At 72.1% G+C, this 24,200-nt stretch carries 22 protein-coding genes; 9 read left to right on the top strand and 13 right to left on the bottom strand.

Annotation, left to right across the window (positions count from 1 at the left end):
• Positions 1-8 precede the first annotated feature (8 nt).
• The 3 genes from ACF1AG_RS03765 to ACF1AG_RS03775 form a co-directional block, all read right to left on the bottom strand.
• Positions 9-1,298, bottom strand: a complete 1,290-nt coding sequence (locus ACF1AG_RS03765) for a citrate synthase (protein ID WP_024887427.1) — start codon at positions 1,296-1,298, stop codon at positions 9-11.
• A 178-nt stretch (positions 1,299-1,476) separates the two neighbouring features.
• A complete protein-coding gene (locus ACF1AG_RS03770; protein ID WP_387794421.1) occupies positions 1,477-3,870 on the bottom strand; it encodes an ATP-dependent RecD-like DNA helicase in 2,394 nt (797 codons plus the stop codon).
• 41 nt (positions 3,871-3,911) lie between these two features.
• Positions 3,912-4,403 (bottom strand): MarR family transcriptional regulator, encoded by a 492-nt coding sequence (locus tag ACF1AG_RS03775; protein WP_359603112.1) that lies wholly within the window; start codon positions 4,401-4,403, stop codon positions 3,912-3,914.
• 94 nt (positions 4,404-4,497) lie between these two features.
• Between ACF1AG_RS03775 and ACF1AG_RS03780 the strand changes: the two genes are divergently transcribed.
• Complete coding sequence (locus ACF1AG_RS03780; RefSeq protein ID WP_359603110.1) at positions 4,498-5,625, top strand: epoxide hydrolase family protein; 1,128 nt, start codon at positions 4,498-4,500, stop codon at positions 5,623-5,625.
• Here ACF1AG_RS03780 and ACF1AG_RS03785 read toward each other — a convergent pair.
• The 4 genes from ACF1AG_RS03785 to ACF1AG_RS03800 form a co-directional block, all read right to left on the bottom strand.
• Positions 5,594-6,580, bottom strand: coding sequence for a DUF1648 domain-containing protein (locus tag ACF1AG_RS03785; RefSeq protein WP_359603108.1), 987 nt, complete (start codon positions 6,578-6,580; stop codon positions 5,594-5,596). The genes ACF1AG_RS03780 and ACF1AG_RS03785 overlap by 32 nt on opposite strands.
• Positions 6,577-6,924, bottom strand: a complete 348-nt coding sequence (locus ACF1AG_RS03790; RefSeq protein WP_359746432.1) for a GntR family transcriptional regulator — start codon at positions 6,922-6,924, stop codon at positions 6,577-6,579. Before ACF1AG_RS03790 ends, ACF1AG_RS03785 begins: the two co-directional genes overlap by 4 nt.
• A gap of 547 nt (positions 6,925-7,471) precedes the next feature.
• Complete coding sequence (locus tag ACF1AG_RS03795) at positions 7,472-7,663, bottom strand: DUF397 domain-containing protein (RefSeq protein WP_387794414.1); 192 nt, start codon at positions 7,661-7,663, stop codon at positions 7,472-7,474.
• A 7-nt stretch (positions 7,664-7,670) separates the two neighbouring features.
• On the bottom strand, positions 7,671-8,507 hold the full coding sequence (locus tag ACF1AG_RS03800; protein ID WP_359603102.1) for a helix-turn-helix transcriptional regulator: 837 nt from the start codon (positions 8,505-8,507) through the stop codon (positions 7,671-7,673).
• A 218-nt stretch (positions 8,508-8,725) separates the two neighbouring features.
• Here ACF1AG_RS03800 and ACF1AG_RS03805 point away from each other — a divergent pair, with 218 nt between their 5' ends.
• The 6 genes from ACF1AG_RS03805 to rbsD all read left to right on the top strand — a co-directional run bounded on the left by ACF1AG_RS03805 (position 8,726) and on the right by rbsD (position 15,230).
• Entirely contained in the window at positions 8,726-9,136 is a 411-nt protein-coding gene (locus tag ACF1AG_RS03805; protein WP_391809270.1) for an ATP-binding protein, read from the top strand.
• Between the two features lie 171 nt (positions 9,137-9,307).
• Positions 9,308-10,348, top strand: a complete 1,041-nt coding sequence (locus ACF1AG_RS03810; protein WP_387794410.1) for a LacI family DNA-binding transcriptional regulator — start codon at positions 9,308-9,310, stop codon at positions 10,346-10,348.
• Positions 10,345-11,883, top strand: a complete 1,539-nt coding sequence (locus ACF1AG_RS03815) for a sugar ABC transporter ATP-binding protein (RefSeq protein ID WP_359603096.1) — start codon at positions 10,345-10,347, stop codon at positions 11,881-11,883. Before ACF1AG_RS03810 ends, ACF1AG_RS03815 begins: the two co-directional genes overlap by 4 nt.
• Entirely contained in the window at positions 11,873-13,831 is a 1,959-nt protein-coding gene (locus ACF1AG_RS03820) for a substrate-binding domain-containing protein (protein WP_359603094.1), read from the top strand. The genes ACF1AG_RS03815 and ACF1AG_RS03820 overlap by 11 nt, the downstream gene beginning before the upstream one ends.
• Positions 13,832-13,938: 107 nt before the next feature.
• Entirely contained in the window at positions 13,939-14,844 is a 906-nt protein-coding gene (locus tag ACF1AG_RS03825) for a ribokinase (protein ID WP_391809271.1), read from the top strand.
• Positions 14,841-15,230 (top strand): D-ribose pyranase, encoded by a 390-nt coding sequence (gene rbsD / locus ACF1AG_RS03830; protein ID WP_391809272.1) that lies wholly within the window; start codon positions 14,841-14,843, stop codon positions 15,228-15,230. Before ACF1AG_RS03825 ends, rbsD begins: the two co-directional genes overlap by 4 nt.
• Before the next feature lie 235 nt (positions 15,231-15,465).
• Here rbsD and ACF1AG_RS03835 read toward each other — a convergent pair whose 3' ends face one another.
• Genes ACF1AG_RS03835 through ACF1AG_RS03845 form a run of 3 tightly spaced genes read right to left on the bottom strand, consistent with a single transcriptional unit; the run spans position 15,466 to position 18,601 of the window.
• Positions 15,466-16,299 carry a sugar phosphate isomerase/epimerase family protein gene (locus ACF1AG_RS03835; RefSeq protein ID WP_391809273.1) on the bottom strand — a complete coding sequence of 278 codons (834 nt, stop codon included), beginning with the start codon at positions 16,297-16,299 and terminating at the stop codon, positions 15,466-15,468.
• Positions 16,296-17,453 (bottom strand): dihydrodipicolinate synthase family protein, encoded by a 1,158-nt coding sequence (locus ACF1AG_RS03840; protein WP_359603086.1) that lies wholly within the window; start codon positions 17,451-17,453, stop codon positions 16,296-16,298. Before ACF1AG_RS03840 ends, ACF1AG_RS03835 begins: the two co-directional genes overlap by 4 nt.
• Complete coding sequence (locus ACF1AG_RS03845) at positions 17,450-18,601, bottom strand: Gfo/Idh/MocA family protein (RefSeq protein WP_391809274.1); 1,152 nt, start codon at positions 18,599-18,601, stop codon at positions 17,450-17,452. The genes ACF1AG_RS03840 and ACF1AG_RS03845 overlap by 4 nt, the downstream gene beginning before the upstream one ends.
• Before the next feature lie 301 nt (positions 18,602-18,902).
• Here ACF1AG_RS03845 and ACF1AG_RS03850 point away from each other — a divergent pair, with 301 nt between their 5' ends.
• Together ACF1AG_RS03850 and ACF1AG_RS03855 are read left to right on the top strand one after the other, a co-directional pair.
• Positions 18,903-19,949: a LacI family DNA-binding transcriptional regulator gene (locus ACF1AG_RS03850; protein WP_359603082.1), complete on the top strand. Its 1,047-nt coding sequence runs from the start codon at positions 18,903-18,905 to the stop codon at positions 19,947-19,949.
• Between the two features lie 352 nt (positions 19,950-20,301).
• Positions 20,302-21,102, top strand: coding sequence for a sugar phosphate isomerase/epimerase family protein (locus ACF1AG_RS03855; protein ID WP_359603080.1), 801 nt, complete (start codon positions 20,302-20,304; stop codon positions 21,100-21,102).
• 273 nt (positions 21,103-21,375) lie between these two features.
• On the opposite strand, the gene ACF1AG_RS03860 is transcribed toward ACF1AG_RS03855, so the two are convergent.
• Genes ACF1AG_RS03860 through ACF1AG_RS03870 form a run of 3 tightly spaced genes read right to left on the bottom strand, consistent with a single transcriptional unit; the run spans position 21,376 to position 24,166 of the window.
• Positions 21,376-22,065, bottom strand: a complete 690-nt coding sequence (locus ACF1AG_RS03860) for a response regulator transcription factor (protein WP_359603078.1) — start codon at positions 22,063-22,065, stop codon at positions 21,376-21,378.
• A 4-nt stretch (positions 22,066-22,069) separates the two neighbouring features.
• Complete coding sequence (locus ACF1AG_RS03865; protein WP_391809275.1) at positions 22,070-23,296, bottom strand: sensor histidine kinase; 1,227 nt, start codon at positions 23,294-23,296, stop codon at positions 22,070-22,072.
• A gap of 12 nt (positions 23,297-23,308) precedes the next feature.
• Positions 23,309-24,166: a CPBP family intramembrane glutamic endopeptidase gene (locus ACF1AG_RS03870; protein ID WP_359603075.1), complete on the bottom strand. Its 858-nt coding sequence runs from the start codon at positions 24,164-24,166 to the stop codon at positions 23,309-23,311.
• Positions 24,167-24,200: the final 34 nt, after the last annotated feature.

The raw sequence follows: 24,200 nt of genomic DNA on the forward strand, positions 1-24,200 counted from the left end.
GGCAGGTGTCAGCGCTCCTCGACGGGAACGAAGTCCCGCTCGACGACACCCGTGTAGATCTGGCGCGGACGCCCGATCCGCGAGCCCGGCTCCTTGATCATCTCGTGCCACTGGGCGATCCAGCCCGGCAGGCGGCCGAGGGCGAACAGGACCGTGAACATCTCGGTCGGGAAGCCCATGGCCCGGTAGATCAGACCGGTGTAGAAGTCCACGTTCGGGTAGAGGCTGCGCGAGACGAAGTAGTCGTCGGAGAGCGCGTGCTCCTCCAGCTTGAGCGCGATGTCCAGCAGCTCGTCGGACTTGCCGAGGGCGGACAGCACGTCGTGCGCGGCGGCCTTGATGATCTTGGCGCGGGGGTCGAAGTTCTTGTAGACCCGGTGGCCGAAGCCCATCAGGCGGACGCCGTCCTCCTTGTTCTTCACCTTGCGGATGAAGGAGTCGACATCGCCGCCGTCGGCCTTGATGCCCTCGAGCATCTCCAGCACCGACTGGTTGGCGCCACCGTGCAGCGGGCCCCACAGGGCGGAGATGCCGGCGGAGATCGAGGCGAACATGTTCGCCTGCGAGGAGCCGACCAGACGCACGGTGGAGGTCGAGCAGTTCTGCTCGTGGTCCGCGTGCAGGATGAGCAGCTTGTCCAGGGCCGCCACGACGACGGGGTCGAGCTCGTAGTCCTGGGCGGGGACCGAGAACGTCATGCGCAGGAAGTTCTCGACGTAGCCGAGGTCGTTGCGCGGATAGACGAACGGGTGGCCGACCGACTTCTTGTACGCGTAGGCCGCGATCGTCGGAAGCTTGGCGAGCAGACGGATCGTGGAGAGGTTCCGCTGCTGCTCGTCGAACGGGTTGTGGCTGTCCTGGTAGAACGTGGACAGCGCGGACACCACCGAGGACAGCATGGCCATCGGGTGGGCGTCGCGCGGGAAGCCCCGGTAGAAGTTCTTGACGTCCTCGTGCAGCAGGGTGTGCTGCGTGATGTCGTCCTTGAACCCCGCCAGCTGGTCGACGGTCGGCAGCTCACCGTTGATCAGCAGGTAGGCGACCTCCAGGAAGGTGGAGCGCTCGGCCAGCTGCTCGATCGGGTAGCCGCGGTACCGGAGGATGCCGGCCTCGCCGTCGAGATAGGTGATCGCGGATTTGTAGGCGGCGGTGTTGCCGTAGCCGCTGTCCAGCGTCACCAGACCGGTCTGGGCGCGGAGCTTCCCGATGTCGAAGCCCTTGTCACCGACGGTGCTGTCGATCACCGGGTAGGTGTACTCGCTGCCGTCGTACCGCAGTACTACAGAGTTGTCGCTCACGTCTTCCCTCACCGACGTTGTGCCTCATCTTCGAGGTGCCCTGACTGTCTCTACCATCCCCCACTCGGCTCAGGAGAGTGCACTCGGGGTCGACCATCGGGCCTATTGGCGGCACTGAGTGCCGCCAACTTGCCCATCCTGCCCCCTGTGTTCCCCATCCGGAAGCCCTCTGTGACCTTCACGACTCATTTGATCGATCATTTTTTGATGACGGGGCGCTCACAGCGGCCTCGGCCCTCGCCGGGAGGCGGTGTTCTCCGGGTCCCCCGCGCGACGATGCGGAACCGGCGGAACGGGGGCCCGCCCCGGCCGCTCCCCCACCGGCGAGCCGCATGTCGAGGGCCGTGCACCGGCGTCCGGCGGACAGCGTGCGCACCGCCTGGCCGATGGCCTTGCGGGAACCGACCAGGACGACCAGTTTCCGGGCCCGGGTCACCGCCGTGTAGAGCAGGTTGCGCTGGAGCATCATCCACGCGCCCGTGGTGACGGGGATGACGACAGCCGGGTACTCGCTGCCCTGGGACCGGTGGATCGTCACGGCGTAGGCGTGCGCCAGTTCGTCCAGCTCGTCGAAGTCGTACGGCACCTCCTCGTCCTCGTCGGTCAGCACGGTCAGGCGCTGGTCGACCGGGTCGAGCGAGGTGACGACGCCGACGGTGCCGTTGAAGACGCCGTTGGCGCCCTTCTCGTAGTTGTTGCGGATCTGGGTGACCTTGTCGCCGACGCGGAACACCCGCCCGCCGAACCGCCTCTCCGGCAGGTCGGGGCGGGCGGGGGTGACGGCCTGCTGCAGCAGGCCGTTGAGGGTGCCCGCGCCGGCCGGGCCGCGGTGCATGGGCGCGAGGACCTGCACGTCACGGCGCGGGTCGAGGCCGAACTTGGCGGGGATCCGCCGGGCCGCCACGTCGACGGTGAGCCGCCCGGCCTCCTCGGTGTCCTCCTCGACGAAGAGGAAGAAGTCCTTCATGCCGTCGGTGACGGGGTGCTTGCCCGCGTTGATCCGGTGGGCGTTGGTGACCACGCCGGACTGCTGGGCCTGACGGAACACCCGGGTGAGCCGGACGGCGGGGACCGGGCTGCCGTCGGCGAGGAGGTCCCTGAGCACCTCGCCCGCGCCGACGCTGGGCAGCTGGTCGACGTCCCCGACGAACAGCAGGTGGGCGCCCGGCGGCACGGCCTTGACCAGCTTGTTCGCCAGCAGCAGGTCCAGCATGGACGCCTCGTCGACCACCACGAGGTCCGCGTCCAGCGGCCGGTCCCGGTCGTACGCCGCGTCCCCGCCGGGCTTGAGCTCCAGCAGCCGGTGCACGGTGGACGCCTCCGCGCCGGTCAGCTCGGCGAGCCGCTTGGCGGCGCGGCCGGTCGGCGCGGCGAGCACCACCTTGGCCTTCTTGGCGCGGGCCAGCTCCACGATCGACCGTACGGTGAAGGACTTGCCGCAGCCGGGTCCACCGGTCAGCACGGCCACCTTCTCGGTCAACGCCAGCTTGACCGCGGCCTCCTGTTCGGGCGCCAGGTCCGTGCCCGTACGGCCGCGCAGCCAGCCGAGCGCCTTGTCCCAGGCCACGTCCTTGAACGCGGGCATCCGGTCCTGGTCGGTGCGGAGCAGCCGCATCAGCTGGGAGGCGAGGGCGACTTCGGCGCGGTGGAACGGCACCAGGTAGACGGCGGTGACGGGGTCGCCGCCGTCCGGGTCGGGCACCTTCTCCCTCACGACACCGGGGTCCTCGCCGGGGTCCTCCGGCTCGGCGGCGAGTTCGGCGAGGCACTCGATGACCAGGCCGGTGTCCACCTGGAGCAGTTTCACCGCGTCGGCGATCAGCTTCTCCTCGGGGAGGTAGCAGTGGCCCTGGTCGGTGGCCTGCGACAGCGCGTACTGCAGGCCCGCCTTGACCCGGTCCGGGCTGTCGTGCGGGATGCCGACGGACCGGGCGATCCTGTCGGCGGTGAGGAAGCCGATGCCCCAGACGTCGGAGGCGAGCCGGTAGGGCTGGTTCTTCACCACGGAGATGGAGGCGTCGCCGTACTTCTTGTAGATGCGCACGGCGATGGAGGTGGAGACCTCCACGGTCTGGAGGAAGAGCATGACCTCCTTGATCGCCTTCTGCTCCTCCCAGGCGTCGGCGATCTTCCTGGTCCGCTTGGGCCCGAGCCCGGGGACCTCGATGAGCCGCTTGGGCTCCTCCTCGATGACGCGGAGGGTGTCCGTGCCGAAGTGCTGGGTGATGCGGTCGGCGAAGACCGGGCCGATGCCCTTGACCAGCCCCGAGCCGAGGTAGCGGCGGATGCCCTGCACGGTGGCCGGCAGCACGGTCGTGTAGTTCTCGACGTGGAACTGCTTGCCGTACTGGGGGTGCGAGCCCCACCGCCCCTCCATCCGCAGCGACTCCCCCACCTGCGCGCCGAGCAGCGCGCCGACGACGGTGAGCAGGTCGTTCCCACCGCGGCCGGTGTCGACGCGGGCGACGGTGTAGCCGTTCTCCTCGTTGGCGTAGGTGATGCGCTCCAACACGCCTTCGAGCGTGGCGAACCGGCGTTCGCCGGCGGGCGGGGCGGAGGGCTGGGTGGGCATGGCTCGACCGTACCGGGGGGCTGTGACAGGGGTCTCGGGGTTCAGGACTCCTCGTCCCGGTGGGGGTGGACGGGGCGGTGGTGTGCGGCGAGGACGGTGAGCAGGCGGGTGAGTTCGTCGCGCTCGCCGGGGGCCAGGGGGGCGAGGAGTTCGTCCTGCGCCTCGCGGATGAGCGCGTCGAGCCGTTCGAGGCGGCGGCCGCCCGCGGGGGTGAGGGTGATGACGTTGCGGCGGCGGTCGGCGGGGTCGGGGTCGCGGCGGACGCAGTCCGCGTCGGCCAGTTCGTTGAGGACCGCGACCATGTCGCTGCGGTGGATGCCGGTGCGGCGGCTGAGCTCGGCCTGGCTGGCGGGGCCGGCCTCGGCGAGTGTCAGCAGCACCGCGAAGTGCCACTTGTGGGCACCCTCGGCGGCCAGACGCTCACCGACGAGCCGGTCGGCCACCAGTGCGGACCCGGCCAGCAGGCGGCTGGGGACGGCGCGCAGACGGGCGGGCGCGGGTTCCTCCGGTGCCGGGGTCGCACTGGGGCTCATGAGCGGTCCTCCGCGTCTTGTGTTGGTGGGACCAACAGTCTACTTTCGTTGGCAAGACAAACATTGGTGTCACTAACGATTTTCGGAGGCGACCATGATCACGCCGTTCCGCATCGACATCCCGCAGGCCGACCTCGACGATCTCGCCGACCGTCTCGCACGCACCCGCTGGCCCGACGAGATACCCGGGGCCGGGTGGGACTACGGCTTCCCGCTGGCCCGGCTGAAGCAGCTCGCCGAGCACTGGCGCACCCGCTACGACTGGCGGGCGCACGAGGCCCGGCTCAACGAACTGCCGCACCACGTCACGGAGATCGACGGCCAGAACGTGCACTTCATCCATGTACGGTGTGCCCGGCCGGACGCGCTCGCGCTGATCCTCACCCATGGCTGGCCGGGCTCGTTCCTGGAGTTCCTCGAGGTGATCGAACCACTGTCCCGGGACTTCCATCTCGTCATCCCGTCCATCCCCGGATACGGCTTCTCGGGGCCGACCCGGGAGCGCGGCTGGGATGTCGTCCGCGTGGCCCGCGCCTGGGCGGAGCTGATGCGGCGCCTCGGCTACGAGCGGTACGGCGCGCAGGGCGGCGACTTCGGCTCGGGCATCTCCCTGGCGCTGGGTGCGGTGGAACCCGAGCGGGTCGTCGGGGTACACGTCAACTACCTGCCCACCCGGCCCGACCCGGACGCCGATGTCGCCCTGAGCCCTTCGGACGAGGCCCGGCTGGACAAGGTGCGGCAGCTGATGGCGAGCCGCCCGCCGTACCAGGCCCTGCAGGCCACGACCCCGCAGACGCTGGGCTACGCGCTGACCGACTCGCCGGTGGGCCAGCTGGCGTGGATCGCGGAACGGTTCGCGCAGTGGACGGACCCCCGCTCGCCGGTGGACGACGAAAGGATCCTGACGGACGTCTCCCTGTACTGGCTGACCGCCACCGCGGCGTCCTCGGCCCGCCTGCACCGCGAGTCGGCGCGACGGAGCGAGCGGTGCCCGGTCCCGGTGGGTGTGGCGGTGTTCGCCCACGACATCACCCGGCCGGTACGGCCCCTGGCGGAACGGCTGTACGACATCCGCCACTGGTCGGAGTTCGACCGGGGCGGCCACTTCGCGGCGATGGAGGTGCCGGAGGTGTTCGCGGAGGACGTACGGACGCTTTTCCTGGGGTCGGGTGTCGGGGCGGACGAATCCGTCACTTCGCGCGCTGCCCGATCAGGGAGTTGAGAAGGGCCGCTCCCCGTTCGGCGTCGTCGACGCTGACCGCGAAGTCCTTGCCCTTGACCGTGCGGATCACGAGGCATTCGCCGCCGCGCAGCATGACGGTGGTGCCGAGGCCGCTCAGGCGGTAGCCCCAGCCGCCGACCTGCATGGCGGTGCGGTTCTCGGCCCAGGCGGAGGCGATGGCGTCGGCGGTCCAGCGCCGGGTCGGCCAGCCCAGAGGACCGAGGGCGACCTCGAGCCCCTTCTCGGTCACCCGCGCCTGGACGGAGGCGCAGGCGAGCAGTGCGACGGTGGCGAGGGCGAAGGCCGCGGCCGACCACACGGCGTGCAGCCCGGCCAGGCCGCCCATCGCCGCCACCGTCGCCGCGGCCGTGACGATCCCGCACGCGGCCGCCATGAGGTGGAGCCAGCGGTTGGAGGCCCGCGACAGCCACACGAACCGCTGCCCCTCGGGTATCTCCAGCGCCGGCCCGGCCACCGGCGGCACCGTCACCCGCGCCCGGCGGCCGATCAGCAGGGCCACCACGCCCACGGCGACCGCGCCGGCCAGGGTCACGACCACCCAGACCGTCACCGATCCGGCGTCGCGCCAGTCCGTACGGTCCAGATTCGCCCGCACGATGGAAGCCTGAGCGCCGAGGAGCGTCACGCCGGTGAAACCGAGGGTCACACCAGCCCACGAGGGTGCCGCCACCCCGCCAGGGGTTCGGCGGGCGCGCCACAGCATCAGCAGGACGGCGACCGCCAGGGCCAGCCAGAGCAGCGCCGGGAAGAAGGCCGCGGCCCAGAACGGCATCGAGGAGTCCGGATCACCACTCGTCCCCCAGTGGGTCGCCAACCGGTCCGGCAGCCGGTCCCTGGCGGCCAGAGGAAAGGCCACCAGGAGCGCCAGGACTCCTGCGCCCCAGGCGCCGGCCCCCCACAACGTTCCGTTCCCGCGTTCCGTCCGCTCGGTCACGTGACCCCCCTGATCATGTCGATGACGTCGTCCTTGCCGTACCCGAGACGCTCCGCGTCGGCCAGAACCTCACGGATGCGGTCCAACAGCGCCGAGCGGTCGTCAGCCCCCTGAGCCACGGTCACCCCGCGCCCTCTGCGGAACTCCAGCACTCCTTCGTCGCGCAGTGCGCGCAGCCCGCGGAGCACCGTGTTGACGTTCACGCCCAGCGCCTGCGACAGGTCCCGCGCCGGGGGCAGCCGGTCGCCCGGCGCGCACTCCCCTTCGGCGATGGCCCGCCGGATCGCACCGGCCACCTGCTCGTGCAGGGGGCGGTGATCGGCGACGTTCAGTCTCAGCAGCATGGTGCTAATGACGATAGCACCATGTGCGTACTCCGTGCCCGCCTGGTTCTGGCCGCAGCCGTGCACCTCGAAGCGGGAGGGAGCGACGCGGGCCGGCGACGTCCGGCTCGGTCGTCATGCGTGGGCGTCCGGCTCGGGCGGCGTGAGAAGGTGCCGTTCTGCGGCGGATGACGCGGTGCGCGCGTACGCGGAGGAGGCCGGTCTTCCCGTCGAGGACGGGCGGGTTCGGATCGGCTACGTGTAACTGACCACCTTCTTCCCGTCCCTCATGGACCCGCGCTTCGTGTGCATGAGCTTCTGGGCCGCGACGTCCAGGATGAGCAGGCTGTTCGCGGCCCTCGGCCGCGGTCAGGGAAGTGTTCACCGACCTCGCGGCCGGGGCGGACGCGGTGTGCTGCCTCTTCGACACGGAAGACGGCGCACCCGAGCGGGCGTTCTACGGCGACGACGGGACAGCGGACGATGCGCAGGGCAGCGTCCGCTTCCCGGACGAGCACCTCCTGCGGGGGCGTGGCCCGTTCCCGGCCGCTGAACAGCGGTGTCCCGCTCAGGCGGGCCTGTCCTCGGACTTCTTCAGTGCGCTGACGAAGAGGGCGAAGGCCCCGGCGGGGAAGGTGAGAGTGCCCTGGGAAGGGGTCTTGGAGTCGCGGACGGCTATCTGAGTGGGGGAGGGCGCGACCTCCACGCACTCGTTGCCGTCACCAGGGCCCGAGTAGGACGACTTTCGCCAGTTGTGCATGGTTTCCCTACAGCTCCTTAGCCAGGCCGTGGATGAAGTCACGCGACTGTCGCGGGTCGAGCGACGCCGCCTCCACCTTACGGAAACCGGTTCGATAGGTGGTGAGTTGCGCTGCCGAATCGATGAACACCGTGCCGTGCAACGCGTCGCGGACCACCGTGTCCAACCTGGCCAGAGGGCCGCCCACGTATGTCATCGTGCTGGAGGCATGAGGGAAGTCGTCGAGTTCGAGAGGGATCACGCGCAGAGTAATGCGCTCTGCTTCGGACAGTTCCAGCAGTCGCGCCATCTGAGCCCGCGAGGTGGTGCGGTCTGCGACCCTGATCCGTAGGGCGGCCTCATGGATCAGGGCTTCGTACGGGGCAGTGAAGCGTTGCCTCTCCTTACGGTGCCGGATACGCAACTCCAGTTCCTCACCGGTCAGTTCCGGAAGCCTTGCCGAGAAGACGGCACGCGAGTAGTCCTCGGTCTGGAGCAGGCCCGGCACGTAGAGAATCGCCACGTGCCGCAGGAACCGCGCGTGGTGCTCCAGCTCTGACAAGTCGAGGAACGACGTCGGGAGCAGCCCTCGGTACTCCTCCCACCAGCCCTGGGTCCGGTCGGTGGCCATGGCCACCAGGGCGTCGACGAACTCCGCGTCTTCACAGGCGTAGTGGGAAGCCATTCGGCGCACCCGCTGCTCGCTCACACCGGCGAGCGCCGACTCGATGTGCGTGATCTGGGCGGGCGCCACCCCGAGCAGTGCGGCAGCCTGCCGTGAGGTGAGGCCGGCCGCCTCGCGGAGTCTGCGCAGCTCTGTGGCCAGTCTCATCTGACGTGCCGTGGGGTCGCGCCTCTTCACCATCGACCGGCCTTTCCCACTGCTGGGTTGATGCACCTCGTTCGGGGTCAGATTACGCGATCCACTTGCCGCGTCCCTAGATTTAGATCTACGTTCGGTGACGCGACGCACACCGTGCGACACCGGACCGCCGGAAGCGCACCGCTCCGTCCTGCCACAACGGCAGCGGCAACGACACCGGCCCCGCGATCCAACACCCCCCAGCCAGATCGGACTTCCGCATGCCCGAAAGCGACTCGTGGGAGTACTCCCGACACATCCCCAACGACGTCCGCGCCGTCACCGTCAGTCGCCGCACCCTGCGGCTGATCCTCACCGTGCACGGGCTGATCACCCTCGTCGACGTCGCCGAGTTGCTCGCGGCCGAGCTCGTCGCCAACGCCGTAAGGCACACCAAGGGGGCCGCCGCCCTGCGCGTGCGATGGTCGCCGCCGGGGACGCTGCGGATCGGGGCGCGGGACGCCGACCCCTCTCCCCCGGAGCCCCCGGAGTCGTTCGCGGCGGCGCTGGAGCGGGAGGACGGGCGAGGGCTCGCGCTGGTGCGGGCATGCGCCGACGTATGGGGCTGGCAGCCACTGGTCAGGGACGGCAACCGGGGGAAGTTCGTGTGGTGCGAGGTGGGCGCCGCGTAGGGGCGCATCCGGCACGCCACGGCGTGGCGCACCCGCTGCCCGCACCCCCGGCGCAGCCCGACCGGCACCCGGTCACGATTCGGTTGCGTACCCCTCCGCCCCCTTGCCCCCGCCCGATGTAATCGTTTCCAATCCTCCGTGTAATCGATTCCACGAGGAGGTGGGTCGGGCATGGCGGGTATCAAGGACGTCGCCGCCGAGGCGGGGCTGTCCGTGGCCACGGTGTCGCGGGTGCTCAACGGGCATCCGTCGGTCAGCGAGGACGCGCGGCGTCGGGTGACCGACGCCGTCGAGCGGCTCGGGTACCGGCCGAACGCCGTCGCCCGGTCCCTGCGCACCGACCAGACCCGCACCCTCGGGCTGGTCATCAGCGACGTGATGAACCCCTACTTCACCGAGCTGGCCCGCTCCGTGGAGGAGGAGGCCCGCGCGCTCGGGTACAGCGTGATCATCGGCAACGCCGACGAGCGGCCCGACCTCCAGGACCACCACGTCACCACCCTGCTGGACCGCCGTATCGACGGGCTGCTGGTCTCCCCCACCGACGGCGGGTCGCCGGGCATGCTCGGGGCCGCGCGGGCGGGGACGCCGATGGTGTTCGTCGACCGGTGGATCCCGGGCGTCGACGTGCCCGTGGTCAGGTCGGACGGGCGGGCCGCCGTACGCGACCTCGTCGCGCACCTGCACGCGCTCGGGCACCGGCGGCTCGCGATCATCGCCGGGCCCGCCGCCACCACGACCGGCCGGGAGCGCGTGGACGCCTTCCGTGAGGCCCTCGCGGCCCACAGCCTTGAGCTGCCCGACGCCTACATCGGACAGGGCGACTTCCAGGCCGGCAGCGGGCGCCGGGTCACCGAGGGGTTCCTCGACCTGGCCGAACCCCCCGAGGTCGTCTTCGCCGCCGACAACCTGATGGCGCTCGGCGCGCTGGACGCGATCCGCGCACGCGGGCTGCGGGTGCCGGACGACATCGGACTCGCCGCGTTCGACGACATTCCCTGGTTCGTGCACACGGACCCGCCGGTGACCGCGATCGCCCAGCCGACCCGTGAGCTGGGGCGGGCCGCCGTGCGCGCCCTGGTCGACCGGATCGAGGGCAGACCCGGGGCCTCCGTCACCCTCCCCGCCCGGCTCGTCGTACGCCGCTCCTGCGGCGAGAGCGAACCCGGGATCGAGCCTTCCCCCTCCCCCGTACGAAGGAGTACGCCGTGAGCAGCCGCAGTCCTGACGAGTTGCTGCGCATCGAGGGCATCCGTAAGACCTTCCCCGGCGTGGTCGCGCTCGACGGCGTGGACTTCGATCTGCGCCGTGGCGAGGTGCACGTGCTGCTGGGCGAGAACGGCGCCGGCAAGAGCACGCTGATCAAGATGCTCTCCGGCGCCTACACGCCCGACGCCGGACGGATCACCGTCGGCGGCGAGGAGGTGCGCATCAACGGTGCGCAGGACTCCGAGCGGCTCGGGATCGCCACGATCTACCAGGAGTTCAACCTGGTCCCCGACCTGACGGTCGCGGAGAACATCTTCCTCGGGCGGCAGCCGCGCCGGCTCGGGATGATCGACCGGAAGCGGATGGACGCGGACGCCGAGGTGCTGCTGAAGCGCGTCGGGGTCGACGTGTCACCGCGTGCGCGGGTGCGGGAACTGGGCATCGCCCGGCTCCAGATGGTCGAGATCGCCAAGGCGCTCAGCCTGAATGCGCGCGTCCTGATCATGGACGAGCCGACCGCCGTGCTGACCTCCGACGAGGTCGAGAAGCTGTTCTCGATCGTGCGGCGGCTGCGTGAGGACGGGGTCGGGATCGTCTTCATCACCCACCACCTGGAGGAGATCGCCGCCCTGGGAGACAGGGTCACGGTCATCCGGGACGGCAGGAGCGTCGGGCAGGTGCCCGCCTCCACGCCCGAGGACGAGCTCGTACGGCTCATGGTGGGGCGGTCCATCGACCAGCAGTACCCGCGCGAGCGCGCCGACGCCGGCGACGGCGACGCCCTGCTCAAGGTCGAGGGGCTGACGCGCGACGGCGTGTTCCACGACGTCAGCTTCGAGGTGCGGGCCGGTGAGGTCGTCGGCATCGCCGGGCTGGTCGGCGCCGGGCGGACCGAGGTGGCCCGCGCGGTGTTCGGGGCCGACCCGTACGACGCCGGGACCGTGCACGTCGCGGGGGCCCCGCTGCGCCGCCACGACGTGAACGCCGCCATGGCGGCCGGGATCGGGCTCGTGCCCGAGGACCGCAAGGGCCAGGGACTCGTCCTCGACGCCTCCGTCGAGGAGAACCTCGGCCTGGTCACCCTCCGCTCCTCCTCCCGCGCGGGCCTCGTCGACCTCAAGGGGCAGCACGAGGCCGCGGCCCGCATCGCCGGGCAGCTCGGGGTGCGGATGGCCGGTCTCGGCCAGCACGTGCGCACCCTGTCCGGCGGCAACCAGCAGAAGGTCGTCATCGGCAAGTGGCTGCTGGCGAACACCAAGGTGCTCATCCTCGACGAGCCGACGCGCGGTATCGACGTAGGCGCGAAGGTCGAGATCTACCAGCTGATCAACGAGCTGACGGCGGCCGGAGCCGCGGTCCTCATGATCTCCAGCGACCTGCCCGAGGTGCTCGGCATGAGCGACCGGGTCCTGGTCATGGCGCAGGGCCGGCTCGCGGGCGAACTCGACGCCGCCGACGCCACCCAGGATGCCGTGATGGCCCTCGCCGTCGGCACCACTTCCCCCAGCAACGGAACGGAGGCCCCCGGTGGCCACTGACACGCTCAAGAGCAAGCCGGGCGCGCAGGGCGGCGCCACCGGCGGCCTGCGCCGGCTGCTCCTCGACAACGGCGCACTCACCGCGCTGATCGTCCTCGTGGTCGCCATGTCGGCGCTGTCCGGGGACTTCCTGACCGCCGACAACCTGCTCAACGTCGGCGTGCAGGCCGCCGTGACCGCGATCCTCGCCTTCGGCGTCACCTTCGTGATCGTCTCGGCGGGCATCGACCTGTCGGTCGGCTCGGTCGCCGCGCTGTCCGCGACCGTGCTGGCGTGGAGCGCGACGGAAGCCGGGATCCCGGTGGCCCTCGCGGTCGTCCTCGCCGTCGTCACCGGCATCGCCTGCGGCCTGGTCAACGGCTTCCTCGTCTCGTACGGCAAACTCCCGCCGTTCATCGCGACCTTGGCGATGCTGTCGGTGGCGCGCGGTCTGTCGCTGGTGATCTCGCAGGGCTCGCCCATCGCCTTCCCCGACTCCGTCTCCCACCTCGGCGACACGCTCGGCGGCTGGCTGCCGGTGCCGGTGCTCGTGATGATCGTCATGGGGCTGCTGACCGCGTTCGTCCTGGGGCGGACGTACATCGGCCGGTCCATGTACGCCATCGGCGGCAACGAGGAGGCCGCGCGCCTGTCCGGCCTGCGGGTCAAGAAGCAGAAGCTCGCGATCTACGCCTTCTCCGGCCTGTTCGCCGCCGCCGCGGGCATCGTGCTCGCCTCCCGGCTGGCGTCCGCCCAGCCGCAGGCCGCGCAGGGCTACGAGCTGGACGCGATCGCCGCCGTCGTCATCGGCGGCGCCTCCCTCGCGGGCGGCACCGGCAAGGCGTCCGGCACCCTGATCGGCGCGCTGATCCTCGCGGTGCTGCGCAACGGCCTCAACCTGCTGTCCGTCTCCGCGTTCTGGCAGCAGGTGGTCATCGGTGTGGTCATCGCGCTGGCGGTGCTGTTCGACACGCTGCGCCGCAAGGCGGGCGCGACCACCCCGGCGGCCGGCGCGTCCGGCGGGGGGAACCGGGGCAAGCAGGCACTGACGTACGTGATCGCGGCCGTCGTCGCCGTCGCGGTCGTCGGCGCCACCTCGCTGCTGCACGGCGGGTCCTCCCAGGCCGCCAAGCCGAAGGTCGGGCTGTCCCTGTCGACGCTCAACAACCCGTTCTTCGTGCAGATCCGGGACGGCGCCGAGGAGGAGGCGAAGAAGCTGGGCGTCGACCTCACCGTCACCGACGCCCAGAACGACGCCTCCCAGCAGGCCAACCAGCTGCAGAACTTCACCAGCGGCTCGCTGGACGCCGTCGTCGTCAACCCGGTGGACTCCGACGCGGCCGGCCCCTCGGTGCGCGGCGCGAACAAGGCGGACATCCCGGTGGTCGCCGTGGACCGCGGCGTCAACAAGGCGGACACCTCCGCGCTGGTCGCCTCCGACAACGTCGAGGGCGGCGCGCTCGGCGCCAAGGCGCTCGCCGAGAAGCTCGGCGGCAAGGGCACCATCGTCATCCTCCAGGGCCAGGCCGGCACCTCCGCCAGCCGTGAGCGCGGGGCGGGCTTCGCCGCGGGCCTGAAGGACTACCCGGGCATCAAGGTCGTCGCCAAGCAGCCCGCGGACTTCGACCGCACCAAGGGCCTGGACGTGATGACGAACCTGCTCCAGGCGCATCCCGACATCAACGGCGTCTTCGCCGAGAACGACGAGATGGCGCTCGGCGCGATCAAGGCGCTCGGCTCCAAGGCCGGGAAGTCGGTGCAGGTCGTCGGCTTCGACGGCACGCCGGACGGGCTGAAGGCGGTCGAGGCGGGCACGCTGTACGCCTCCGTCGCCCAGCAGCCCAGCGAACTCGGCAGGATCGCCGTGCGGAACGCGTTGCGGGCCGCCGAGGGCGAAAAGGTGGAGAAGATGGTGAAGGTACCGGTGAAGGTGGTCACGAAGGAGAACGTGGCCGGCTTCGAAGGCTGACGTCGGCACGGAGGCGCGGGAGCCGCACCGGCACCGGAGTCTCAGGGGCACACGGGCGGGCGGCCACCACGGCCGCCCGCCCTCCTCAGCGGATCGGGGAGCGATTCATGAACGACTACGACCTCCTGGTCGTCGGCTCGGCCAACGCCGACCTGGTGATCGGGGTGGAGCGGCGGCCGGGCGCCGGCGAGACGGTGCTCGGCTCCGACCTGGCCGTGCACCCGGGCGGCAAGGGCGCGAACCAGGCGGTCGCCGCCGCCCGGCTCGGCGCGCGCACCGCCCTGCTGGCGCGGGTCGGGGACGACGAGCACGGCCGGCTGCTGCTGCACTCGCTGCGCGAGGCCGGGGCGGACACGGTGGGCGTGCTGGTGGGCGGCGCGCCGACCGGCGTCGCGCTGATCACGGTGGACCCGTCGGGCGACAACAGCATCGTCGTCTCGCCGGGCGCCAACGGCCGGCTGACCCCGTCGGACGTACGGGCCGCGGCGAGCCTCTTCCACGCCTCGCGGGTGGTGTCGACGCAGCTGGAGATCCCGCTGGAGACGGTGCAGGAGGTGGTGCGGAGCCTGGCGCCGGACAGCCGCTTCGTCCTCAACCCTTCGCCGCCGCGGCCGCTGCCGTCGGAGGTGCTGGCGGCCTGCGACCCGCTGATCGTCAACGAGCACGAGGCGAAGGTGATCCTCGGCGACAGCGCCGCCGTGAGCGACGAACCGGAGGACTGGGCGCGGCTGTTGCTGGCGAAGGGCCCGCGGTCGGTGGTCGTGACGCTGGGCGGCGAGGGCGCGCTGGTCGCCTCCTCGGCGGGTGTCGTCCGCGTGGCGTCGGTGAAGGTGGAGGCCGTGGACACCACCGGCGCGGGCGACGCGTTCACGGCGGCTCTGGCCTGGCGGCTGGGCACGGGCGAGTCCCTCGCCGAGGCCGCCGCGTACGCGGCCCGGGTGGGTGCGGCGACGGTCACCAAGAGGGGCGCGCAGGTGTCCTTCCCGACGGCGGCGGAGGTCGCGGAGCTGTGAAGAAGCACGGGATCCTCAACCGGCACCTCTCCGGCGCCCTCGGTGAACTGGGCCACACCGACGGGGTGCTGGTGTGTGACGCGGGGATGCCGATCCCCGCGGGGCCGCGCGTGGTGGACCTGGCGTTCCGGGCGGGGGTGCCGTCGTTCGCGGAGGTGCTGGAGGGACTGCTCGGCGAGCTGGCCGTCGAGGGCGCGACGGCGGCGGAGGAGGTACGGGACGCGAACCCGGCGGCGGCGTCGCTGCTGGCCGGCCACTTCCCCGACCTGGCGTACGTCCCGCACGAGCGGCTGAAGGAACTGACGTCCGGGGCGCGGCTGGTGGTCCGCACGGGCGAGGCGAGTCCGTACGCGAACGTGCTGCTGCGGTGCGGGGTCTTCTTCTGACCCGCCCCGCCCTCCGGGACGCGTCCGCCTCCGGGACGCATGCGCACGAACTTCGAGGGGCCCGGTCCGTCGACCGGGCCCCTCGCTTCCCTCCCCCGCCAGGACCTCCCTGAAGCCCCCCCCGGGTCCCCACCCGGAAATCCTGACGCTACGTAGACAGGCGGGGTGGGGGGAGGGTTGTACGGTCCGGCGAGATTTTTTCGGACGGCCCGGAGGGGCTCGGCGGGGCGGGGGCTCAGACGTCGACGTTCTCCTCCCACCGCCGTGCCGTCTCCGCCAGGAGTTCGCGGCCGTCCCTCGCCCACAGCTCCTCGTTGAAGAGTTCGACCTCGATGGAGCCGCTGTAGCCGGCCGCTTCCACGTACCCCTGCCACTCGCGCATGTCGATCGATCCGTCGCCGATCTGGCCGCGGCCGTTGAGGACGCCCTCGGGGAGCGGGGTGATCCAGTCGGCGAGCTGGAAGGTGTGGATGCGGTGCTGGGCGCCGGCGCGGGCGATCGCCTCGGGGGCCGTGTCGTCCCACCAGACGTGGTACGTGTCCACGGTGACGCCGACCTGGTGGGCCGGGAAGCGTTCGGCCAGGTCGAGGGCCTGCGTGAGCGTGGAGACCACGCAGCGGTCGGACGCGAACATGGGGTGCAGCGGCTCGATCGCGAGCTTCACCCCGTGGTCCTCGGCGTAGGGGGCGAGTTCCGTCAGGGCGTCCGCGATGCGTTCGCGGGCCGCCCGCAGGTCCTTCGAGCCTGGCGGGAGGCCGCCCGAGACCAGGACGAGGGTGTCCGTGCCGAGCGTGGCCGCCTCGTCGACGGCGCGGCGGTTGTCGGCGAGGGCCGCCGCCCGCTCCTCCGCGTCGATCGCCGTGAGGAAGCCGCCTCGGCACAGCGTGGTGACCGCCAGGCCCGCATCCCGTACGAGCTCGGCCGCCGCCTCCACGCCGTACTCCTGGACGGGTGCGCGCCACAGGCCGACCGCCGGGACCCCCAGGTCGCGGCAGGCGGCGGCCAGTTCGGGGAGCGTGAGCTGTCTGACGGTCATCTGGTTGATGCTGAAGCGGGCCAGGTCGCTCACGGGGTCACCCCGTACAGGTGCAGCAGGGTCCTCATCCGGTCCTCGGCCAGCTTCGGGTCGGGGAACAGGCCGAGGCGGTCGGCGAGTTCGTAGGCGCGGGCGAGGTGGGGCAGGGAGCGTGCGGACTGGAGGCCGCCGACCATCGTGAAGTGCGACTGGTGGCCCGCGAGCCAGGCCAGGAACACCACGCCGGTCTTGTAGAAGCGGGTGGGCGGCTGGAAGAGGTGGCGGGACAGCTCCACGGTCGGGTCCAGGAGGGCACGGAAGCCGTCCGTGTCGCCGGTGTCGAGGACGCGGACCGCCTCGGCGGCGAGCGGGCCGAGCGGGTCGAAGATGCCGAGCAGGGCGTGGCTGAAGCCCTGCTCGTCGCCCGCGATGAGTTCGGGGTAGTGGAAGTCGTCGCCGGTGTAGCAGCGGACGCCCTTCGGGAGGCGGCGGCGCAGGTCGGTCTCGCGCCGGGCGTCCAGCAGGGAGACCTTGATGCCGTCGACCTTGTCGGAGTGGGCGGCGATGACGTCGAGGAAGGTGCCGGTGGCCGTGTCGAGGTCGGGTGAGCCCCAGTAGCCCTCCAGCGCGGGGTCGAACATCGGGCCCAGCCAGTGCAGGATCACCGGCTCCGCGGCCTGACGGAGGAGGTGGCCGTAGACGTCCAGGTAGTCCTCGGGGCCCCGGGCGGTGGCGGCGAGGGCGCGGGACGCCATGAGGATGGCCTGCGCGCCCGACTCCTCGACGACCGTGAGCTGTTCCTCGTAGGCCGCGCGGACCTCGGCGAGCGTCGCGGGGCCGCCGGGGAGCTGGTCGGTGCCGACGCCGCAGGCGATCCGGCCGCGGGCCGCCTTCGCCTCGGCGGCGGAGCGGCGGATCAGCTCGGCCGCGCCTGCCCAGTCCAGGCCCAAGCCGCGCTGCGCGGTGTCCATCGCCTCGGCGACCCCCAGCCCGTGCGCCCACAGGTGGCGGCGGAAGGCGAGGGTGGCGTCCCAGTCGACGGCGGCGGGCGAGTCGGGGGTGGTGTCCGCGTACGGGTCGGCGACGACGTGCGCCGCGGAGAAGACCGTACGGGAGGTGAACGGGGCGCCGGGGGTGAGGGCGAGGGGCTCGGTGCGGGGCTCGTAGGCGCGCAGGGCGCCGTGCGCGTCGGGGAGGTGGAGGGTCACAGGGCGATCTCCGGTACGTCGAGGCGGCGGCCCTCGGCGGAGGACCTGAGGCCGAGTTCGGCGAGCTGGACGCCTCGGGCGCCGGCCAGCAGGTCCCAGTGGTACGGGGCGTCGGCGTAGACGTGCTTGAGGAACAGCTCCCACTGGGCCTTGAAGCCGTTGTCGAACTCGCCGTTGTCCGGCACCTCCTGCCACTGGTCGCGGAACACCTCGGTGGCGGGGACGTCCGGGTTCCACACCGGCTTGGGGGTGGCGGAGCGGTGCTGGACGCGGCAGGTGCGCAGGCCGGCGACGGCGGAGCCCTCGGTGCCGTCGACCTGGAACTCGACCAGTTCGTCGCGGTGGACGCGGACCGCCCAGGAGGAGTTGATCTGGGCGATCGCGCCGCCCTCCAGCTCGAAGACGCCGTAGGCGGCGTCGTCGGCGGTGGCGTCGTAGGGTTTGCCGTCCTCGTCCCAGCGCTGCGGGATGTGGGTGGCGGTGAGCGCCTGCACGGACTTCACGCGGCCGAACAGCTCGTGCAGCACGTACTCCCAGTGCGGGAACATGTCGACGACGATGCCGCCGCCGTCCTCCGCGCGGTAGTTCCAGGACGGGCGCTGCGCCTCCTGCCAGTCGCCCTCGAAGACCCAGTAGCCGAACTCGCCGCGCACGGACAGGATGCGGCCGAAGAAGCCACCGTCGACGAGGCGCTTCAGCTTGAGCAGGCCGGGGAGGAAGAGCTTGTCCTGGACGACGCCGTGCCTGACGCCGGCCGCGTTCGCCAGGCGGGCGAGTTCGAGGGCGCCGTCGAGGCCGGTGGCGGTGGGCTTCTCGGTGTAGACGTGCTTGCCGGCGGCGATCGCCTTGCGGATCGCCTCCTCGCGGGCGGAGGTCACCTGGGCGTCGAAGTAGATGTCGACGCCGTCGTCGGCGAGGACCGCGTCCAGGTCGGTGGAGAGGTGTTCGAGGCCGTGGCGCTCGGCGAGCGCCTTCAGCGCGTGTTCGCGGCGGCCGACCAGCACCGGCTCGGGCCACAGCACGGTGCCGTCGCCCAGGTCGAGGCCGCCCTGCTCGCGCAGGGCCAGGATGGAGCGGACGAGGTGCTGGCGGTAGCCCATGCGCCCGGTCACACCGTTCATGGCGATACGCACCGTCTTGCGTGTCACGTCGTTCCCTTCGTACGCGGTCCGCGCGCCGCGTACGCAGCACCCGCCCCACGCGCCCCGGGAGGAGGCGGGAGGACTGGTGGACGTGGCAGCAAGCGCTTTCTATGTAGTCAGAAGCTAGCCTCTGGACCGCGTGTGGACAAGACCACTGCCGGCCCGGGCTTGTTCGAGGGGGCGAACAACGGCGCGGATGGCCTTAGGGTCTGGTCGGACAGCTCGGCCGGAACCACCGGCGTGGGCGCGGGTGTGTACGACGGCGTACGGCACGGGCGGACGGCGCGGCGGCGAGGCGGAGGACGACATGACGGTGACCCTGGCGGACGTGGCGGCGCGGGCGCAGGTCTCCCCCGCGACGGTGTCGCGCGTGCTGAACGGGAACTATCCCGTGGCCGCGTCCACGCGGGAACGCGTGCTGAAGGCCGTGGACGAACTCGACTATGTCCTCAACGGTCCCGCCAGCGCCCTCGCCGCCGCCACCTCCGACCTGGTCGGCATCCTCGTCAACGACATCGCCGACCCGTTCTTCGGGATCATGGCGAGCGCCATCCAGTCGGAGATCGGCGGTCCGGGCGGGCGGGCCGGCGGCGAAAGACTCGCGGTGGTGTGCAACACCGGGGGCTCCCCCGAGCGTGAACTGACCTACCTCACCCTGCTGCAACGGCAGCGCGCCGCGGCGGTGGTGCTGACCGGCGGGGCGATCGAGGACGCGCAGCACAAGGCTGCGATGGACGCCAAGCTGAGGAAGCTGGCGGACGCCGGGACGCGGGTGGTGCTGTGCGGGCGTCCGCAGGCGCCGGAGACCGGGGCGATCGCCCTCACCTTCGACAACCGGGGCGGCGGGCGGGAACTCACCGAGCACCTGATCGGGCTCGGGCACCGGCGGCTCGGCTACATCGCGGGCCCCGAGGAGCGCACCACGACCCGGGACCGCCTGGAGGGCCACCGGGACGCGCTGGCCGCGCACGGCATCGAGGAGGACCCGCGCTGGACCGTCCACGGACGCTACGACCGGCGGTCGGGCTACGAGGCCACGCGGGAACTCCTGCGCCGCGACCCCTCGTTGACCGCCGTGGTCGCGGCGAACGACTCCGTCGCGCTGGGCGCGTGCGCGGCGCTGCGGGAGTCGGGCCGGCGCATTCCGGACGACGTGTCGGTGGCCGGCTTCGACGACCTGCCGTTCAGCATCGACGCGGTGCCGGCGCTGACGACGGTCCGCCTGCCGCTGGCGGAGGCGGGGGCACGGGCGGGGCGGATCGCGATGGGGCGGGAGGAGGCGCCGCCCGGGGGGATCGCGTCGGTGCGGGGGGAGTTGATGGTGCGGGGGTCCACGGCGGGGCCGCGGGGCTGACCTTGCGAGGGGCTGGGGATGACGCCCCTCTGGGGCACGGGGAACTGCGCGACCGGCCCCCACCGGCCCGCACGTGCGTACGGGGCGCAACCACTGCTGTAGGGGCACAGGGAACTGCGCGCCCCCCATGTCCGGACGGCGCACAACCACCCCCGCAGGGGCGCGGGGAACTGCGCGCTCAACCCCTACGAACCCGCACATCCGGAGGCCGCGCAACCACCCCCCTGAAGGGGCACGGGGAACTGCGCGACCGGCCACCACCGGCCCGCATCAGGCGAACCGCCGAAGACACCTGCGGCACCGGAGTGACAGAAAGGAGTCGTCCCCGCGCCTCGGGGGTAGTCCCGTATCCATGAAACTGGCGTTCTCCACCCTCGGTGTCCCCGGCCTCCCCCTCTCCGAGGTGACGGCCCTGGCGACCGCGCACGGCTACCACGGCGTGGAGCTGCGCGCCCACCCCGAAGAGCCCGTCCACACGGGTCTCACCGCCGAGCAGCGGGCCGACGCGGCCGCCGCGTTCAAGGCGGCAGGGCTCGACATCCTGGGGGTCGCCGGGTACGCCCGCGTCGCCGCGCCCGGCGACGACGAACCCGTCTTCGCCGAGGTCCGCGCGCTGGTCGATCTCGCGCGGGACATCGGCGCGCCGTACGTACGGGTGTTCCCCGGCGGCGGTGAGGAGCAGAGCGCGGAGGAGGCCGACGCGACGGCCGCGCGGCGGCTGGGGGCAGCGGCGGAGTACGCGGCGGACCGGGGCGTACGGATCCTCATGGAGACGCACGACTCCCACCGCACCGGTGCGGACGCCATGCGGGTGCTGGGGCTGGTCGGGCACCGGCAGGTGGGCGCGCTGTGGGACGTGATGCACACGTGGCTCGGCGGCGAGCAGCCGGTGGACAGTTTCGCGGCGTTGTCGCCGCACCTGGGGTACGTGCAGGTGAAGGACATCGCCTCGGCGGAGGACACGACGCCTGTCGCTCTGGGGGCGGGGGTGCTGCCGTTGACCGACGTCGTCGAGGTGTTGTCGCGGAACGGCTGGGACGGGTGGCTGTGCTGGGAGTACGAGGCGCGGTGGTACCCGGCGGCGGAGCCGCTGCCCGGGTTGCTGGGGGCGGGGCGGGAGCATGTGGCCCGGCTGCTGAACGAGTCCGCCTGAGGGGCGGGGGGTGCGGATCGGGTGCGGGTGCGTTGTGGCTTGTCGCGCAGTTCCCCGCGCCCCTGGAGGGGTGGTTGCGCGCCGTCCGCACGTGCGGGTGCATGGGCGCTGAGCGCGCCGTTCCCCGCGCCCCTGGAGGGGTGGTTGCGCGCCGTCCGCACGTGCGGGTGCGTGGGCGCTGAGCGCGCCGTTCCCCGCGCCCCTGGAGGGGTGGTTGCGCGCCGTCCGCACGTGCGGGTGCGTGGGTGTTGAGCGCGCCGTTCCCCGCGCCCCTTATGGGGCCGGGGCCAGGCCCAGTCTGTGGGCGAGGACGACCGCCTGGACGCGGTCGCGCAGGTGGAGCTTCGCGAGGATGCGGGAGACGTACGTCTTGACCGTTTCCGGGGTGATGGTCAGCGCCGTGGCTATCTCCGCGTTGGAGAGGCCCTCGGCGATCAGCCGGAACACCTCCAGCTCGCGGGGCGTCAGCGTGTCCACCACGTTCTGGCGGGCCGGGCTCGTCGTGTCGCCGGGGCGTACCTGCTGGGCGAAGCGGCCGATGAGGCGGCGGGTGACGGCGGGGGCCAGAAGGGCCTCGCCGCGGGCGACGGTGCGGATGCCGTTGACCAGTTCCGCCGGGGGCGAGTCCTTGAGGAGGAAGCCGCTCGCCCCGGCACGCAGCGCGTCGTAGACGTAGGAGTCGACGTTGAACGTCGTGACCACCAGCACCTTGGGCGCGTCCTCCGTGTCCGGTCCGGCAAGTTCCCGCGTCGCCCGGATGCCGTCGAGCAGGGGCATCCGTACGTCCATGACGACCACGTCGGGCCGCAGCCGCCGCGCGGCCTCGACGGCCTCGTGGCCGTTCTCCGCCTCCCCGACGACCTCCATGTCGGGCTGCGCGGAGAAGATGGTGACGTAGCCGGTCCGCACCAGCGCCTGGTCGTCGCAGACGAGCACTCGGATCGGTGGCTTCGCATCGCTCAATGGGTCACTCCTGAACGGGCTGGGACGGGATCGTCGCGCGGACCTCGAACCCGCCCTCGGGCCGGGGACCGGCCTCCAGTTCACCATCGAGCATCCGCACCCGTGCACGCAGTCCGGCCAGTCCGCGCCCGCCCGTCAGGTCCGGCTTCCGGGGGGCCGGTACACCGGCCGGTCCGTCGGTGGTCACCTCGATGCCGAGGGTCTCCCCGCCGTGCCGGAGCACGACCCGGGTCGGTTCGCCCGTCGCGTACTTCAGGGCGTTCGTGAGGGCCTCCTGCACCACCCGGTACGCGGCCAGCTCCACGTCCACGCCGCGCGGCCGCCGCTCGCCGTGCTCGGCGAACTCGACCGGCTGGCCCGACCTGCGCGCCTGCTCGACGAGATCGCCCACCCGTCCCAGGGCGGGCGCCCGTTCGCCGCCCGTGCGTTCCAGGTCGGCGGACGCGGCCTCACCGGTCGCCTCCAGGACGCCGAGCAGGTACCGCAGTTCGGTCAGCGCCCGGCGGCCGGTGTCGCTGACGGCCGTCAGCCCCTCGCCGGCGCGTTCCGGCGCGGACGTCAGCAGGAACTGCGCGGCGTCGGCCTGGACCACCATGGCCGTCACATGGTGGGTGACCACGTCGTGCAGCTCGCGGGCGATCCGCGCGCGCTCCGCGGCCGACGCCGCCTCCGCCTCCAGCCTCCGCCGCTCGGCCTCCTCCGTACGCCGTCTGCGCATCGAGCTCCCCGCCAGCCGGACCGCGGCCAGGATCAAACCGAACGCGAGGTAGTCCGGTACGTCGTTGGGTGAGCCGAGGCGGTCCAGGACCGCGGCCAGTGCGGCGTAGCCCGCGCTCGCGGCGATGGCCAGACCTCGGCGGAAGCGGACCTGGTGGGCGCCGGCGGAGAACAGGGCCACGTACAGACCCACGCTCGCGAAGGTCGTCGCGTAGCCCAGCGTCTGGTGCGCGGCGAACGCGCCCGCGACGGCGACGAGGCAGGCCGCGGGCCATCGGCGGCGCGCCGCGAGCGGCAGGGTCTGCGCCAGAACCAGCGCGACGCCCAGCGCGTCCGGCGGGCGCTCGGGCAGGTCGCCGATCTGGGCGCCTACGCCGGACAGGGTCGGCACGAAGGCCAGCGCGGTGAGCGTCAGGGCGAGGACGCCGTCCTTGAGGACGGCCTCCTGCTCCTGCCAGCGGTCGAGTGCGGAACGGAGCCGGGGGTGGCTCCATGGAGCCTGCGGGAACGTCATGTCCGTCCTCTCCTACGGTCGGCCCGTGTCGGCGGCGCGTGCGTCGTGGCGGGTCCTGATACGGCCGCCTCGGCGGGCGAGGACGAGCATGGGGACGGCGAGGGCCGTACCGACCAGGACGGGCAGGAGTGACCCCTCCAAGCCGAAGGCGCCGCCGGTCAGGAGGGTGGAGCCGTGGACGTCGACGGTGAACAGGCCCTCGGGGGTGTGCCCGGAGACCGGGATGCCGAGCAGTTGCTCGGTGGTGTTCCAGGCGAAGTGCAGGCCCACGACGAACCAGATGCTACGCCGCCACAGGAACGCGGCACCGAGCAGGACGCCCGCCTCCACGGCGATCGCGACGCCGCTCCACAAGGTCGCGCCGTCGGCGCCGAGGTGGGCCACGCCGAAGAAGAGTGAGGTGACGGCGATGGCGGCCCGGCTGCCCCACAGCTGCTCCAGCGCTTGCAGGGCGAGGCCGCGGAACAGCAGTTCCTCGGTGACCGCAGCGCCGGCCTGGACCATGACGGCGGTCCATACGACCGATATGACGCCGTCGCCTGCCCAGGAGAACGAGTAGCCGCCGAGCGCCGTGATGCACAGGGCGGAGAAGAGGATGAAGCCCAGGCCGACGGCGGCGCCGCGCAGGGTCTCCCGGGCTGCGCCGGGGCGGGCGATCTCCGGGGTGGGACGGTGCGCCACGCGGCGCATGACGAGTGCGTACACGGCGATCGCGGCGGCCGCACCGAGGAGCGGCACGGGGCCGGGGCCGGTCGCCGTGAGGGCGGAGACCAGGCCTACGGCGGCCATTCCTATGAGCATCCAGCCGAGCGGGGCGCGGGTGATGCGGCCCGCGCGGCCGGGCGTGGTGGGTTGTTCCGTCGCTTCCATGGTGGCCTCCCCGGTAGTGGTCGCGCCTTCGGCG

Source organism: Streptomyces sp. NPDC014764, from assembly GCF_043082785.1.
Classification (GTDB): Bacteria; Actinomycetota; Actinomycetes; order Streptomycetales; family Streptomycetaceae; genus Streptomyces; species Streptomyces althioticus.

Excerpts from the sequence above, each read along its gene's own strand:
- ACF1AG_RS03800 (WP_359603102.1), bottom strand. The coding sequence starts at position 8,507 with ATGGTGAAGAGGCGCGACCCCACGGCACGTCAGATGAGACTGGCCACA.
- ACF1AG_RS03805 (WP_391809270.1), top strand. The coding sequence starts at position 8,726 with ATGCCCGAAAGCGACTCGTGGGAGTACTCCCGACACATCCCCAACGAC.
- ACF1AG_RS03780 (WP_359603110.1), top strand. The coding sequence starts at position 4,498 with ATGATCACGCCGTTCCGCATCGACATCCCGCAGGCCGACCTCGACGAT.
- ACF1AG_RS03795 (WP_387794414.1), bottom strand. The coding sequence starts at position 7,663 with ATGCACAACTGGCGAAAGTCGTCCTACTCGGGCCCTGGTGACGGCAAC.
- ACF1AG_RS03770 (WP_387794421.1), bottom strand. The coding sequence starts at position 3,870 with ATGCCCACCCAGCCCTCCGCCCCGCCCGCCGGCGAACGCCGGTTCGCC.
- ACF1AG_RS03870 (WP_359603075.1), bottom strand. The coding sequence starts at position 24,166 with ATGGAAGCGACGGAACAACCCACCACGCCCGGCCGCGCGGGCCGCATC.
- ACF1AG_RS03790 (WP_359746432.1), bottom strand. The coding sequence starts at position 6,924 with ATGCTGCTGAGACTGAACGTCGCCGATCACCGCCCCCTGCACGAGCAG.
- ACF1AG_RS03775 (WP_359603112.1), bottom strand. The coding sequence starts at position 4,403 with ATGAGCCCCAGTGCGACCCCGGCACCGGAGGAACCCGCGCCCGCCCGT.
- ACF1AG_RS03810 (WP_387794410.1), top strand. The coding sequence starts at position 9,308 with ATGGCGGGTATCAAGGACGTCGCCGCCGAGGCGGGGCTGTCCGTGGCC.
- ACF1AG_RS03850 (WP_359603082.1), top strand. The coding sequence starts at position 18,903 with ATGACGGTGACCCTGGCGGACGTGGCGGCGCGGGCGCAGGTCTCCCCC.
- ACF1AG_RS03825 (WP_391809271.1), top strand. The coding sequence starts at position 13,939 with ATGAACGACTACGACCTCCTGGTCGTCGGCTCGGCCAACGCCGACCTG.
- ACF1AG_RS03865 (WP_391809275.1), bottom strand. The coding sequence starts at position 23,296 with ATGACGTTCCCGCAGGCTCCATGGAGCCACCCCCGGCTCCGTTCCGCA.
- ACF1AG_RS03855 (WP_359603080.1), top strand. The coding sequence starts at position 20,302 with ATGAAACTGGCGTTCTCCACCCTCGGTGTCCCCGGCCTCCCCCTCTCC.